This is a genomic window from Flavobacteriales bacterium, from assembly GCA_020635395.1.
Taxonomy (GTDB): domain Bacteria; phylum Bacteroidota; class Bacteroidia; order NS11-12g; family UBA9320; genus UBA987.
In genome coordinates this window covers 112,255-128,512 of the sequence record JACJZV010000002.1, presented here as the reverse complement: position 1 = coordinate 128,512, position 16,258 = coordinate 112,255, and the positions used below count along the sequence as shown (strand labels likewise).

Genomic DNA, 16,258 nt, shown 5'->3' with positions numbered 1-16,258 from the left:
ACTTTTGATTTTGAATTGTCGTCTCTAATGAGAAATAGATGTAACATATTGATTGTTGATAGAATGCATCCAGCATTGATGGGTATTTTAGATGAATTAAATGTTGACTATTCTTATATGCCCGAAATTTCAAAAGCCGAAATTCAAAAAATTATCTCAAATTTTGATGCTCTGATTGTGAGAAGCAAAATTGAGTGTAACACGGTGTTTTTAAACCAAAATAAACACCTTCGGCTGGTTGCACGTGCAGGTTCTGGCATGGATAATATTGATTTGGAAGAAGCCGAGAGATTGAATATTGACTGTATAAACTGCCCTGAAGCAAATTGCGATGCGGTGGGAGAGCAAACGGTGGGTATGCTGCTGACATTGGCTCACAACATTGTGAAAGGAAACAACGAAATTGGACAATTTGTGTGGGATAGAGAGGGAAATCGAGGTTTTGAAATTGGCTATCAAACAATAGGTATTATCGGATATGGGCATACTGGTTCGGCAGTTGCTCGAAAACTCAGTGGTTTTGGCTGCAAGGTGTTGGCTTACGACAAATACAAAAGTGGTTTTGGCGGTAAGTTGGTGCAAGAGGTAACCCTTAATCAATTGTTGGAAGAAGCCGATGTAATTTCGTTTCATGTTCCGCTTACCAACGAAACACGGGCATGGATAAATCAAGATTTTATCTCATCCGTGCACAAAAGTTTTGGTTTGTTAAATCTTTGCAGAGGAGAAATAATGGTAACCAATGATATTCTGACTGCTCTGGAAACCGGAAAAATTAGATTTTTTGGAGCAGATGTGCTGGAAAATGAAAATTTTGACAAACTCAACGACAGTCAAAAAAATATACTCACAAGGCTTATAGAAAGATCAAATGTTGTTTTAACCCCTCATGTGGGCGGTTGGACAGCAGAATCATTTGAGAAAATATCGGTGGTTTTGGGTAAAAAAATTAGAAATTGGCTAAATAAGCAAGATAAAGTAAAAAATCAACGGGCAACACAGAAGAATTTTGTCGGATAAATTGTTTTTTTTGCGGATTAATAGAAAGTTAAGTAGCTTTCGCCGATTATTTAGTAGTTAACAACGAATAAAGAATGTAATATGATTAAACGTCTCTACCTATCTGTAATCCTTGTTCTGGTTGGAGTGATAACCGGATTCGGACAGTCAAATTTTGGAGAAATCAGGGGAAAGGTTTTGGATAAAAAAACGCGTGGTGCGTTGGATTATGCCGAAATTGTTGCCATGAAAGAGGGCATTGGCAAAGGCGGTGGTTTTTCTGACGATGACGGGAACTTTACCATTAAACCTTTGGAGCCAGGAAAATACACACTGCAAGTCAGTTATCCGGGCTATAATGATGCCAAAGTGGTGGATATTGTTGTTACCAGCAACAATATTACTTATCAAAACATTGAGTTGGAGCCTATTGAGGGTGGTGTGAAATTGGTAACTGCTACCGTTACGGTTTATAAAACAGCTCTGGTTGAGAAAGATAAAAACACAAAATCTTTTTCAGATGGAGATTTGGTTAAAATGGCCGTTCGTAGTGCTGGTGCTTTGGCTAGCACATCTTCTGCAGCCAATACAACTTCAAATGGTGGTGTTAGTTTCTTAGGTCAAAGAACGGATGCAACGCGGGTGTTTATCGATGGGGTAGCCGTTATCGGGAGTTCTTCATTGCCGCAAGGTGCACAAAGCCAGGTAGATATTATTCAATCAGGTGTTCCTGCTCAATATGGTGACTTTACCGGTGGAGCTATCAATATTACCACTAAAGGGCCATCTCGGGTTTTCAAAAAATCATTAGAGGTAATTAGCTCATCAGCCTTTGACCCATATCATTACAATTATGCTCAAGGCTTTATGTCTGGACCACTTTGGGTAAAAAATAAGGGAGGAGGGATAAACGAGTATGTGGCTCTTGGCTTTCAGCTATCAGGTGATTTGACTTATGCCAAAGACCCAAGTCCACAATTTGGTGGTGTGTATGTAGTGAAAGACGATGTGCTTGCCAATATCGAGAAAAACCCACTTTCTCCAAACCCACAAGGTAGTGGTTTTGTGCCAACAAGTTCATTTTTGACAATGGATGATTTGGTGCTTGAAAAGGCTCGTAGAAACGTTGATTATTATGCAGGTTCTCTTCAAACAAAGTTGGAGTATCAGCCAAATAAAAATACTACGATTACTCTTTTCGGTAGTGGAAACTATTCAAAAGGAAATTCGTATAGCCGAGCCAACTACCTATTGAATTATAAAAACAACGCTGAGAGTGTTGATCAAACCTACAGAACGTATATTAAATTTACCCAAAGGTTGAGAAACTCAAATCCAAATGATTCTCTTTCCGGAAAGTCGTTGATTTCAAATGTATTCTATAACGTGCGTTTAGACTATCAAACTTCGTTGGGAGAAAGCTATGATGCATCCCATGGAAAAAACATCTTTGACTACGGATATGTGGGTGAGTTTAACCATTACAGAACACCGGTATATAAATATACTTCAAACGAGAAAAAATACATTGATCAAAACGGAGATACTGTTATTAGAAGAGGGTTCTTTGAAAGAGCCGGTTTTACGGATACGTTAATCACTTTCCAATCATCTGATTTAAATCCTGAAAGATCTCGATACACTCAAAACTATTTTGACAATGCTGCCGCTTTGGGACAAACTGTTTTTGCTGATGGTCAAATTTTTCAAGGATTGGGCGTTTTGAATGGTTATTCTATTCCTACTACCTATTCGTTATTCCTTAACCCTGGAAACAACGTTTCGGGATATTCTAAAAGTCAGTCAGAGCGTTTAAGTGCGTATGCAATGGGTGAGGCCACATTGAACACCAAAAACAAACACGATTTGCAATTTGGTTTGACTTATGAGCAAAACTTGTATAGCGGTTATGGATTGTCGGCGGCAAACCTTTGGACGCTGATGCCACAGTTGGCAAATTCTCACATTTCTACACTTGACAACTTTGAAACAAACGGATATACTGTTGGTGGAATTCATAAATACGACGAGAACGGTCGTTTCCTTGATACCATAGAATACAATGTGTTTGTTGATGTAGATGCTCAAAAAACATTCGACAGAAACTTACGTGATAAATTAATTGCTGAAGGAAGAACAGATGTTTACGGAAATCCAATTTCTGAAACTACCTATATAGATGTTAACTCTTTGTCTCCAAAAGATTTAACCATTGATATGTTCAGTGCCGATGACCTTTGGAACAATGGTAATAGCTATGTTTCATATTATGGTTATGACCACTTAGGAAATCGAGATAGAAGATTTGCCAGTCTGAATTCTTTCCTTAATAATGAGGACGAAAGAAGAATTGGCTCATTTGCACCAATATACAGTGCAGCTTGGTTGCAAGACAAATTTGCTTTTAAAGATTTGATTTTCCGATTAGGAGTGCGTATTGAGCGGTACGATGCCAACCAAAATGTTTTGGATGACCCATATTCATTGTATCCAATTAAACGTGCTGGAGAAATCAACGAAATACAAGGTGTAAAAGTTTCTCATCCTGAAAACATTGGTTCTGATTATGCGGTTTATGTTAACAACAGCGAGTCGCCAAGTGAAATTTTGGGTTACAGAAATGGCAATACTTGGTATGATGCCGACGGTATTGAAATTTCTACTCCTGATTTGATTGCAAACAAAACGGGAGGTCAGGTTCAACCTTATTTAGTAGATGGTCAAGATCAACGAATCGTAAAAGAATCATTTAAAGATTATGACCCTCAAGTAAATGTGTTGCCACGCGTTTGGTTCTCTTTCCCTATCAACAATGAGGCTCAATTTTTTGCTAATTACGATGTGATGGCACAGAGACCAACAAACGGAGCAACGTTTACCCCAATCAACCAATACTATTTCTTGGAGGCTTCTCAATCAAGAACCATTGCCAATAGCAATATGAAACCTCGTATTAGAACAAACTACGAAATTGGTTTCAAACAAAAACTATCTGACAACTCAGCGTTGAGCCTTATTGCACAATATGCCGAAACAAGAAACGATTTTGGTTTGGTTCGTTTGTATCAGGCATATCCTGTTACCTACAACACCTATTCAAACATTGACTTTTCAACCACAAAATCGTTCAGAGCAGAGTATGAGTTGAGAGATCAAGGTAGAGTTTCTATTTCGGCCAACTATGCGTTGTTATTTGCAGAAGGAACTGGAAGCAACATTAACTCACAAAGTGCTTTGATTGCTGCCAACCAACCAAACCTTCGTTCTCTGTATCCTTTGGATGTGGATGTTCGTCATAAAATTGTTGGAATCATCGATTATCGTTTTGAAGGTAAAAACGATTATAAAGGACCTGTTTGGTTTGGTAAAAAAGTATTTGCAGATGCAGGTGTTAACTTCTTAGCCACAATGAAATCAGGTGCTCCTTATTCAAGAGATGGTATTGCCACATCAACCGCTCAATCAGATTTGGGTCGTGTACAACGTTCATTCTTGTTAGGAAATCCGAGCGGAAGCAGATTGCCATGGCAGTTTAAAGTAGATATGAACGCTTCAAAAACATTTGAAGTGGACAAGAAAAACAGAAAAGATTTTAGACCATCGTCAAAACAATTTACCGTTTTCTTGTGGGTTCAAAATCTATTAAATACGGCAATAACAGAATCTGTTTATGGCTATACAGGATTGCCAAACGATGATGGTTATCTAAATTCGCCTCAAGGGCAACAATATATCAGCGAGCAAATTAGTCACCAATCTTTCATGGATTTATATTCAATTAAAATGAATAATCCGGGCAATTATGCTACACCAAGATTGGCTCGATTAGGTTTTAGAATGTATTTTTAATTAATCAAGAAAAACAAAAGAAAGGAGAGTTATGAAAAAGTTAGGAAAAATAGGGTTGTTGGCTCTTGCCGCTTGCATTAGCGGAAGTGCCTTGGCCAAAGAGAATGTCGGAGAGCTATCGCCCACCAAAACAGGACAGGATGGCTCAACTCAGTCAAAAAACAAGTTTATGAAATACGCATCCGATTGCGAGCCGGCTTCGGCACAGGCAGATTTGGATGTAAACAACGTACGAACTCGTATTTTGAACGGCGGTGATATGTGGTGGGATTTGAACAATGCCCGCTATGAAATTCCAAAGTTGAAAGACCTGAACGCTGTGCGAAAAAATTCGCTTTTTGCCGGTGCTATATGGATTGGTGGCGAAGATCAAGGTGTGCTTAAATTGGCCGCAATGACCTACCGTCAAGGTGGTTCGGATTATTTTCCTGGACCGCTTGATCCGGTTTTGGGTACAACCAATAAAGATAGATGCGATGCCTACGACAATATCTATAAGGTAAATAGAGAGGATATTGAAAAACACCGCGAAGCCTGGGAAAAAGGAACGTTGATTTCTGTTCCGGAATCCATTAAAAATTGGCCGGGCAACGGACGAGGTGCAGGAGAACCTGACCAATTAGCACCGTTCTTCGATCAAGACAGCAATGGTATTTACGACCCGTTTCAAGGAGATTACCCTGTTTTGCAAACGGAGTGCCGCGGAGTGCCGATTGCACGCGATAAAAACAAACCTACAGATCAACCGGATCAAATGCTTTGGTTTGTGTATAACGATAGGGGAAATATTCACTCCGAAACGCAAGCACAATCTCAAGGTTTGGAGTTGCAGACAACTGCGTTTGCGTTTGCTACAAACGATGAGGTAAACAACATGACCTTTTACACGACCCGAATTATTAATCGAGGTTCAAACTTGGAGAACACCTACTTTGGCCAATGGGTTGACCCCGATTTGGGGAACTATTCAGATGACTTTGTAGGCTGTGACGTAGGGCTGAGTCTGGGATTTTGTTACAACGGGGATGATAACGATGAAGGTATTTTGGGCTACGGACTGAATCCCCCTTCAATTGGGGTTGACTTTTTTGAAGGACCGAAAAGAGATACTACAATAAATGGTAAAGATACATTGTTGGAGTTGGGTATGTCGAAGTTTGTATTTTATGATAACGATTTTACTTTTCACGGCAATCCTGAGCAACCTGTTCATTACTACAACTATCTAAAAGGACGTTGGAAGAATGGTGACTGTATGAAGAGAGGAGGCAATGGATATAGTGGTAGCGTGTGTACAGATTATATGTTTCCTGGTACAACTGACCCAAAATTTACTGATGACTGGACTGAAAAATTGGCAGGAAATACCAAAGGTGATCGACGATTTTTACAGACTTCCGGCCCTTTTATTCTGAAAAAAGGAGCGGTTAATAAAATTACTGTTGGCGTTGTTTGGGCTAAAGCCAATTCGGGAGGAGCCACAGGTTCATTAAACATCCTCAAGGCTGCCAGTAGAAAAGCTCAAGAATTGTTTGATAACTGTTTTGATATTTTGGACGGGCCGGATGCACCGACCATCGAAGCTCAGGAGTTGGATGAAGAGGTGGTTATCATGTTTAATGACACAAAGCGAATTGAAGATTATAAAGAAGTGACCATTTCGGATGGCAAGCCTGTTATTTATCATTTTCAAGGGTATCGAGTTTATCAACTCGCAGATGCAACGGCAGGAACGGGTGATTTAACAAATATTGACAAAGCACGTCAGGTATTTGTTTGTGACATAAAGGATAGTATTACTCGATTAATAAACAAACCATTTGATGAAGACTTAGGCGAACCGGCAGCCAAATTGATGGTGGAAGGACCAAATAAGGGCTTGGTTCATTCTCTATCGATAACCGAAGATGCCTTTGCAACAAATGGTAACTCGAAATTGGTTAATCATAAAACCTATTATTTTATGATTATATCATACGCGGCATTGCCTGGTCACCGCGACCAAGAATATCTGGCAGGAAGAAAAATTGCCCAGTTTAGTGTAACCCCACATCAAACCGAAATTGAAGGAGGAGGAACGTTGGCTCATGGTGGCTACGGAGACGGACCGCAGTTGAGAAGACTTGAAGGTAGAGGGAACGGTGGCTTAGATCTTCAATTGACTGAAGAAACCATCAATGAGATTTTGCTTTATGGCAAATCTGACAATCCATTGTATGAAATTGGTAAAGGACCTGTGAATATCAAAATAGTGGATCCTCTAAAGGTGCCACAAGGGGAATTTGAATTGGTGCTGTTGGAGAATCCGGCTAAGGTGAATGCATTAACAAAACTTCAAGGACTTATTGCAGATCAAACCAATTGGATATTGATTAATAAAACTAGCGGTGATACTATTTTCTCTCAATATACAATTGATTATGAAAATGAGCAATTGATTACGGCAAGAAGCACCGAAAATGAATTATTGGATTGGGGAATGTCGGTAACCCTAAAGCAGGTTGTTGGCCCGGGTCATGGTGATGTGGACGAAACAAACGGATTTTTGAGTTGGAACGTGGCTTGGGAAGATAATAGCAAACAATGGTTGACGGCCATTCCTGATATTGATGGAGCTAGCTACTACAATTGGATTCGCTCTGGAAGAGTTGGTAATAACGCTAGTCCTAAAGATTACTCCGAACACGATTTCTTTGCTACAAGTGGCAATGGTTTAGATGAATTTGAATTGTATGAAAACATTTGGGATGGACGAATTGCACCCTATCGTTTAACAGCCTATAGTTTGTTAAGCAACGTTTCTCCTCAACCTAAATATCCTTATTCGGTAACACAAGGGGTTGCATTTCAGGGAAGCAGAAACCCCAATATTTTCCAAAATCTTGATAATGTGAGTAGTATTGACTTAGTTTTCACCCCTGATGAATCGAAATGGACCCAATGTCTTGTGTTGGAGTTGGGTGAGGAGTCAGCTTTGAATCAAGGTGGAGCTAAAAAATTTGAAATCAGAAAACACAACTCTATAAATATAGATGGGACGGAAAATGCGGCAGAGCAAGGTAGGACTTGGTTTCCGGGATATGCCATTAATGTGGAAACCGGACAACGACTGAATATTATTCTTGGAGAAGATTCGTATCAAGGATTAAATAATGGGCGTGATTTAAAATGGAATCCGACCGATCAAAGTAGTCCCTATAGTTTAGGTTCATATCCTTATGCAGCATTTGGAGGTCGCCATTATATATATATTATGGACGCAGATACGTTTGCTACCAGTACTACTCCGATTAGTCCTAATGTTTCAGGAGGAGTTTCCTACGACAAATGTGGAACTTATTTGAGTATTTTGAATGGAACTGGTAGTTATGAAACGAACCTAAACTCAAAGGTATTAAGCCACGCTATGTGGGTTATGCCAGCTTTTATGGCAAGAGGCTATGAAATGGAATACAACGGCAACGGAATGCCTGTTCCTCCCACCGAGGTTAAATTCCAGATAAGAGTGTCTAAACCATACCGTTATTATGCAACCAACGAAAATCAAAATAAATACAATCCAAGATATTCGTTCAATACCAATTCGGTTTATACTGAGAAAAGTGCCAATGTGGGCAAAAACGCATTAGAAACGGTTAAATTAGTTCCTAATCCTTACATGGCCAACTCAGCGTACGAGAATAACCCTGTAGAGAACAAGGTGAAAATCATCAATCTTCCTCCACAATGTAAAATTTCAATATATACTTTGGATGGTTCTTTGGTACGACGAATTGTTAAGGACGATAACTCTACCGAATACACTTGGGACTTAAAAAATAGTGCCAAAGTGCCTATTGCCAGCGGAACCTACATCATTCACATAGATGGCGGTGATCTTGGTGAGAAGGTGGTGAAATGGATGGGTATTATTCGGGAATTGGATTTGGACTCATTTTAAGGTTTAACGTAATTGATTTGATAAAGATGATAAAGAAAATATATATATCAGTGGTATTGGCAGCGGTGGCGGTGGGTTCGGCCATTGCCGGAAATCCGGACAGGATTGGTCAGGCGGGTGCACAACAATTATTGATTAACCCCTGGGCTCAAACCAGCGGAATGGGATGGGCATCTATGAGCAGCGTGCGGGGACTACAAGGCACCTTTCTTAATATTGGAGGTTTGGCCTATACCAAAGGAACCGAAATCGGCTTTTCAAATACCAATTGGTTGATGGGTTCAGGAGTAAAAATCAATGCCTTTGGGTTTGCTCAAAAACTGCAAAGTGAAGATGTTATTGCCTTTTCGGTGATGACCACAGATTTGGGAGATATTGAGGTGACAACGGTCAACCAACCGAATGGTGGTTTGGGATACATCAATCCAAGACACACAAATATTGGTATTGCTTATTCTAAGCTTTTTACTACCACTATTTCCGGTGGGGTAATGGTAAAAGTGCATTCAGAGTCAATACCAAACGCCAGTTTAACTGGTGTTGCTATTGATGCCGGTATTCAATATACGGCCAGTTCAAATCCAAACGACAAAAACAAAAAGAACGACATCAAATTTGGTATAAGCATGAAAAATGTTGGGCCAGATGCGAGATACAGCGGAGATGGTGTTACGTTTAAAGCTACCAACCCAAACAACGGGGTTCAGCAATCTTTTTTGCTCAGAACTGCAGGGTTGGGTTTGCCAACGTTAATCAACATTGGTGCCTCTTATGACGTACGTTTAGACAATACGAATGAGACGTATTTCCATAAGTTGACTCCTGCTCTTACGTTCACTTCAAATGCCTATACCAGAAATCAATTGACTGCTGGTATGGAATATACCTACAAAGAGTTGATTTCACTACGGGCTGGATATGCTTATGAAAAAGGTATCTTTAAAGCCAGTGAACGAACAACTGCTTTAACAGGTTTAGTAGGTGGTTTTTCAGTTGATTTGCCAATGAGTAGCAACAACGATAACACATTCTCTGTTGATTATTCATTCCGTCAAAGCAACCCATTTGGAGGTTGTCATGCCATTGGTGTGCGGGTTGGCATAAACTAATGATTTAGAAAAGGCAAAAAAATAATATCTTTGCACAACATTGCATCGGTCCAAAGCCGATGCAATGTTTTTTTAAATAAATCGAGGATTCAATAAATTTAGAAGCTATGTCGGCAATAAATTATATGTCTCGTGAAGGATACGAGAATCTTAAAAAGGAAATCGAGCAGTTGAAAATGGTGGAGCGGCCACGCATTTCGGCTCAAATAGCAGAGGCAAGAGACAAAGGGGATTTGTCGGAGAATGCAGAATACGATGCAGCCAAAGAAGCTCAGAGTCTTATGGAATTAAAAATTTCTAAGTTGGAAGATACGCTTGCCAATTCTCGCATACTTGACACCGCGGATTTAGATTTGAGCAAAGTGGGAATTTTGAGCAAAGTGCGGGTCATGAATAAAAAAATAAATAAAGAAGTTGTTTATACCATTGTGGCCGAAAAGGAAGCCAATCTAAAAGAAGGAAAAATTTCCATAAAATCGCCCATTGGTGCAGGTTTGATGGGTAAAAAGGTCGGAGATATGGCTGAAGTGCAGGTTCCTGCCGGAGTGATACCATTTGAAATTCTTGAAATTACCGCCTAATGGCCAGCATTTTTAGTAAAATCGTTTCAGGGGAAATACCTTGTTATAAAATTGCCGAAACGGATGATTATTTGGCTTTTTTGGATGTTTTTCCGTTGCGAAAAGGACACACACTCGTCATTCCCAAAAAAGAAATTGACTACATTTTTAATATGGAGGACGACCTGCTAAGTGGTCTGCATCTTTTTTCTAAACAAGTGGCAAAGGCTATTGAAAAGGCCATCCCTTGCAAACGCATTGGTGTTGCCGTTATTGGGCTGGAAGTTCCTCATACACATATCCATTTAGTGCCAATTCAATCTGTTGCCGACATCGATTTTTCTCAACCCAAATTGAAGATTGAGGCGGAAGAAATGGAAGAAATTGCGGAGAAGATTCGGGTGAATTTTGAAGGTTGAGTTACATTAGGTAAGTCAAGTTCTTACCTGATAAAAAAAATAACCCCTTCAATTAACGAAGGGGTTATTTTTCTTTTATTTATCTATATTGTTATTCGGACACAACCATAATTCTACTAGTTAAGGTTACCTCTCCAATTTTATAAATAATAAAATAGAGTCCAGAATTGTATTGTCCAAGATTTAAAAGTAATGGGTGGTATATGCTATGATTATTTATTTGCTGAATAATCTGACCTTTATCGTTAACCACACTAATACTCCCATTCTCTTCTCCCTGCCAATTATTTACGTTAATACTTATTTCGACAGAACTGTTCGTCGGATTTGGTGCGGATGTCATTGTAATTTCGCCTTCTATATTCGATTTTTTGAGGGGTTCAGTTCCATTGAAACACCGGAAAGTGACTTCAAATATGCAACATGAATGAGCATCGTAAAAGGTGAATTTATCATTATCGCAAGCCCACATGTTTGATCCGGGTGGCAGAACAAACCAATCTGCTGGATTTGTTGAATTTTCAACTCTCATGGTTTCGGTGACATTGGTTGCCGGATATTGATAACATCCAGGGTATTCTGTTTGAAAAAAGTTTTTCATCTCAGCATAGGTGAGTGTTGCACACGATGAATTTTCTGAACAATTCATATATTTTGTTAATTGATGCAAGGTTTTCTGAACTTCAATAGTAACAGTATAAACCAATCGGGTGCAATTGTTTGGGTCTTCTATGGTAAGAACAAAGTTGCCACCTGAAACTATATTGTCAATTGTTCCATTCGGCACGATTTCATTGTTGCTCGCCCTTTTCCATTCGAAGAACTCGGGAAGATTAATGTTAATTGGAAAATTTTGGAAGAAGTTCAAGAAATGACTGTTTAGGTCAATACTGCTTCCGCATGGTACAATTAAATTATCGTTTGAATTTAATTGACTAACCGGGGTTGATTCGACTGTAAGAATTACCTTTTTATAATTACACCCATTCTCATCATATAAATCGATTTCGTAACTGCCCGAGAATAATGGGTGAGTCATACAATCTTGATTTACCAGTCTCGTGTCCCAAAAATATTCGTTAGTATTTGATTGCTTAATTGCATAATCTGTTGCAAAAGGATAATGCTCGCAAGGATTAAACTCGAATAAAGGGATAGAACTTTCAAAGGTGCATGGAATCGTATGTGTCTCATTTACTACTTCATAAGGTTCATAGTAAAAATCTTTACAAATGGTTTTAAAACAACCACTAGTTGGGTCAACAATAGTCACGCACGCATTGTGCCAACCCTCTGAAATTCCTTGAAATGGGATGTCTGGAAAATAACCACTTACAGGCTCCATGAACTCATTCCCATCAATTTGGATATGATATTCATCAAGATAATTCCATGATGGCTGCGTTATGCTAACTGTAACAATATTGTCAACATTGGCATTAGAACCAAGACATTTGAGAATGTTAAAATCGAGAACTGGGTTGAACCATTCACAGCTTGAGGAATTGCATTTGGTATCACAACTTACATCCTCCAATTCAAGATTGCACATATTAGTTCTAACTAGGCTTGATTGGGTTGAACTTACGTTTTGTCCAATTGAACTAGTGCTATTCATTTGAGAGACAAGTAGCTCATCCGAATGTACGATAATTTGGTAGGTATTGTCATAACTACAACTCAAACCGACTTCATTCGTCCTAAATAAAAATGGGACACTTTTCCCGCCTAAGGTGTTTACTTTTTCATACCCAAGGTTTAGAATTGATTGGTCGCTCAAAACTGCGATGGATGTTGTTTTTGTGTTCAAGAATAGTCCCGTTTTTACTTTTGGAAAAGCAAGAGATTTTATTATTTGAAGAGGATTGTTTAGATCCAATTCGATATTAAGAGGCATTTGAGGGGGATCAACGGATTGGCCTATAGTTCCATACGCCCCTCCAATCAAAATGGAGTTGGGTGTTATGGTAACTGCATTAAAGTCAAGCTGATTTCTACTGCTTCCAACAGGAATTTGATATGAGTGCGATATGTTCGGAAGCAATTCTAAAGTATTATCTACAACATAAAGGAACCCATCAATATATTCATCGGAAGACCTATTGGGGTTTATCATTCTGCCAGATTGACCAATAATTGCATGAGTGCTATTTGGAAGTGTAATGATTCGTTTTGCTAATAAACTTGGCTGTTTGGTATATGTAATTCCATTGATGATTTTCGTAGAAGGGGGTTCGATAGAGGTGTATTCTTTGAAGTTTAATAGATTACATGCTGAATTAAATGTCATTAAAAACGGGACGGATGAATTATCCAACATTCTTTTATTTCCCAAGAGGGTAATTTCTGCAGAGGTTGTTCCATTATTCTGAACAATATTGTCTATTAGGCTTATTCCTGCTTGATTGGCCAATATTTCATGACTTTCTTGCTGAATGACATCTCCATCGTAAGTTATTTCACTAAAAATTACTTCATTGCTTGTTGATGTCATTAAGTAGAGTTGGTTAGCTACAGAAATGTTCATTTCTTTTATAATAGCACTATTCGTTTGTGCTCCATTGTCGTATGTCCTATAGCTTATAAAGCCTCCGTGGGCATCAAGTTTTAAAAAGAAGGGAACGTAATTGTTTATATGAATGCCGTTTTGGACCTTCGTTATTCCTGTAACTACGATTTCGGAATTTGAAAGCTCTATAACATCTTGGGCTTCATAATATCCTATGGAATTATAAGAGGCAATTGTGTTTGGGTCTTTATAGAGAAAAGACCACATTAAATTTCCACTTTTATCTAACTTAGAGACCATTATTTGATATTCAAAAGGATTTAGCTGTCTTCCGTGAGCAACAATTATTTCTTCATCGTCTGTTAGACAATACTGAGAATGGTCAGACAGATTGTTAACTCTATGGTCAAAACGACGGGTAAATGTATTTCGACATGGTCCTTGGTCATAACATTTTATTTCAATGGTCTTGCATATCACATCTGTGCATGTTGTGCCGTCAGCCAATACGCCAACGACAGTTAGACAAACTTCATAAACTCCGGGATTTGCATATTCGTGGGTAATTGCATCTCCTGCAAAATCTTGAGTGCTATAAGTGGTGCCATCTCCCATTGAAAGAGAATAGGATTGCACCGTTGTAAATTCGTTTAACGTCTCGTCAGGTGTGATGGTTAAATTCAGCTTTTCCTGCTCGAACACGAATTCTGCATCTACGAAACACGATGGATTTGGGAGGCATGTTTGATCTACGTGACGGGTAATTATGGATTCTTCGTGTCCATAGCCATGGGATATATTAGTTAATGAGTAAACATAACAGTCTTTGGCTATTAAGTCTTGCGACACGTAGTCTTCATTTACGGCGTTAGAAGTGTTGATTGTTAAATTTTGACTGTTTGTAATGTTTAAATCAAAACCATTTAGTTCTGATTGATATTCTGCCTGATATGAAGTAGCCCCATGGTAAGTGTAAAAATGAAATATGTATGAGTTTTGTCCAATGGCTAAGGGTCTTCGGAAATCATAGCCACTCCATTGAGTATTTTCAATAATGGAGTATATCTCATTGGCAGATGTGGCAAGGGTTGACCTATTAACTTGAAGAATTTCGATGACTTCTTTGAATTGAGAAGAACTTCCTCCCGATGCACCAAGTCCTGCGTCGCAATAGGCGGAGAGATATAAATACGAACCCTCCAAAACCATGTCCATTTCCCGAGTTTCGAAATCCTTGCCACCAAAACTAGGCTGCTTAAAGTAAACTTGATTTTGGTCAAAGATTATATTTGCACTTACGTTAAAATGAAACTTCCAAATATGAATTTTTCTTAGTTTAGGTGAACCGTCATTTATATCCCCAGATATAAAGACTTCATTGTTGTCGTATATGAGGTGTCCTGGATGAAAAGTAGCAGTACTAGAAATTGACTGCTGAATACTGCTTATTGTCGATAAAGTGTTTCTATTTAATAGCTTGACAAAAAGTTGGGGGTTTCCGTACTGATCACCAGCTCCGTATGCAAAAATGACATCTCCATTTTCTTTAAATGTGAATTTAGATTCAAATGCCTTGTTGGACGCGTGTAGAGCTGAAAATGTTTTTACGTCTGAACCATCCAATTTGCAACTTTTTAATACAGGAAGATTGTTTTTCTTCAAATTAAAGTATAGTCTGTTGTTTTCTATTGATAATTGTCCTGCAGAACTGCCTTGAGAAAAGTCTGCAAAGCTCAAAATTATTTCTGGTAATTTTTTATTTCGATGAAAACGAAGAACATCAAATCCAAAACCCTTTGCCTTCTGCGATATTAAATAAATATAATGATTGACAATTATTGGATTTGTAGAAGAACCCAAATGATTGGGCGATTCTAAAGTATTAACTAAAGTACCTTTCGAATCATAATGTTTAATCGTCAGATATCCATTGTTAGATACTTCATTAACTCCAATTGCATACGAATGATGCTCGTCATCAACAAGTAATTGATACCCGCCAAAATAATCTGTGTTGTTTTGCCAATCATTGGAATAGTTCGGTGATTGACCGAATGCGAGAAACGTGAACATCAAAAACAATGATGTCACCACGTATTTAGTGTGCTTAATCATGAAAAAAAAATAAATAAAATTTGGCCTACTCTATTAGTTTGGACTGGTTTTCGGCTTACCCAGTTAGTTTAATTAGTGTACACTTGTTGGTCACAAATATAAAATCTTTTTAGTAAATTAACATTTGAAGAAAAAATATTGAACAAAACGTAGATTCAAAAATGGAATCTTCATTTCACCCTCTTCGGGTTATCGCTCACAAACGATGACCAACTGCCATAGCTCTTCGTTTCAGAAACTTGGTTGCTTCCATTTTGAAAAAAATGACAGACTGCCGCAGCCATTCCGTCGGTGGCATCGAGGTTTTGGGGTATGCTCTCAAACTTAAGGAGGGTTTGAAGCATCGAGGCCACCTGCTCTTTACTGGCATTGCCATTGCCCGTTATGCTTTGTTTTATGCGTTTTGGTGCATATTCAAATATGGGTAACTCGCGGTGCAATCCGGCTGCCATAGCCACACCTTGTGCCCTGCCAAGTTTGAGCATGCTCTGTACATTTTTTCCATAAAAAGGTGCTTCAAGAGCCATTTCATCTGGGTGGTAGCTGTCTATCAAACTCAAAACTCGCTCAAAAATTTTTTTGAGCCTTAAAGCATGCGAGTCGTACTTATTTAGAGATATAATGCCCATACTTATAAGCTGAAACGACTTTTTTGTACAACCTAAAATGCCATAGCCCATTATATTTGTACCCGGGTCTATGCCAAGAATAATTTTATCGAAGTCGGTATCTAACAGCTTATTTGCCATTGGTCAAAG

8 protein-coding genes are annotated in these 16,258 nt (G+C 38.7%); 6 read left to right on the top strand and 2 right to left on the bottom strand.

Annotation, left to right across the window (positions count from 1 at the left end; all coding sequences use genetic code 11):
- Window positions 1-27: 27 nt before the first annotated feature.
- The 6 genes from H6607_06820 (at window position 28) to H6607_06795 (ending at window position 10,876) form a co-directional block, all read left to right on the top strand.
- Entirely contained in the window at window positions 28-1,020 is a 993-nt protein-coding gene (locus H6607_06820; GenBank protein MCB9262070.1) for a phosphoglycerate dehydrogenase, read from the top strand.
- Between the two features lie 81 nt (window positions 1,021-1,101).
- Window positions 1,102-4,848 (top strand): carboxypeptidase-like regulatory domain-containing protein, encoded by a 3,747-nt coding sequence (locus H6607_06815; GenBank protein MCB9262069.1) that lies wholly within the window; start codon window positions 1,102-1,104, stop codon window positions 4,846-4,848.
- 31 nt (window positions 4,849-4,879) lie between these two features.
- Window positions 4,880-8,788, top strand: coding sequence for a T9SS type A sorting domain-containing protein (locus tag H6607_06810; protein MCB9262068.1), 3,909 nt, complete (start codon window positions 4,880-4,882; stop codon window positions 8,786-8,788).
- Between the two features lie 26 nt (window positions 8,789-8,814).
- A complete protein-coding gene (locus tag H6607_06805) occupies window positions 8,815-9,897 on the top strand; it encodes a PorV/PorQ family protein (GenBank protein MCB9262067.1) in 1,083 nt (360 codons plus the stop codon).
- A 107-nt stretch (window positions 9,898-10,004) separates the two neighbouring features.
- Window positions 10,005-10,478 (top strand): transcription elongation factor GreA, encoded by a 474-nt coding sequence (greA, locus tag H6607_06800; protein ID MCB9262066.1) that lies wholly within the window; start codon window positions 10,005-10,007, stop codon window positions 10,476-10,478.
- On the top strand, window positions 10,478-10,876 hold the full coding sequence (locus tag H6607_06795; GenBank protein MCB9262065.1) for an HIT family protein: 399 nt from the start codon (window positions 10,478-10,480) through the stop codon (window positions 10,874-10,876). Before greA ends, H6607_06795 begins: the two co-directional genes overlap by 1 nt.
- 91 nt (window positions 10,877-10,967) lie before the next feature.
- Here the strand turns inward: H6607_06795 and H6607_06790 are convergent, their stop codons facing one another.
- Complete coding sequence (locus H6607_06790) at window positions 10,968-15,500, bottom strand: T9SS type A sorting domain-containing protein (GenBank protein MCB9262064.1); 4,533 nt, start codon at window positions 15,498-15,500, stop codon at window positions 10,968-10,970.
- 170 nt (window positions 15,501-15,670) lie between these two features.
- Window positions 15,671-16,249 (bottom strand): crossover junction endodeoxyribonuclease RuvC, encoded by a 579-nt coding sequence (gene ruvC / locus H6607_06785; GenBank protein ID MCB9262063.1) that lies wholly within the window; start codon window positions 16,247-16,249, stop codon window positions 15,671-15,673.
- Window positions 16,250-16,258 lie beyond the last annotated feature (9 nt).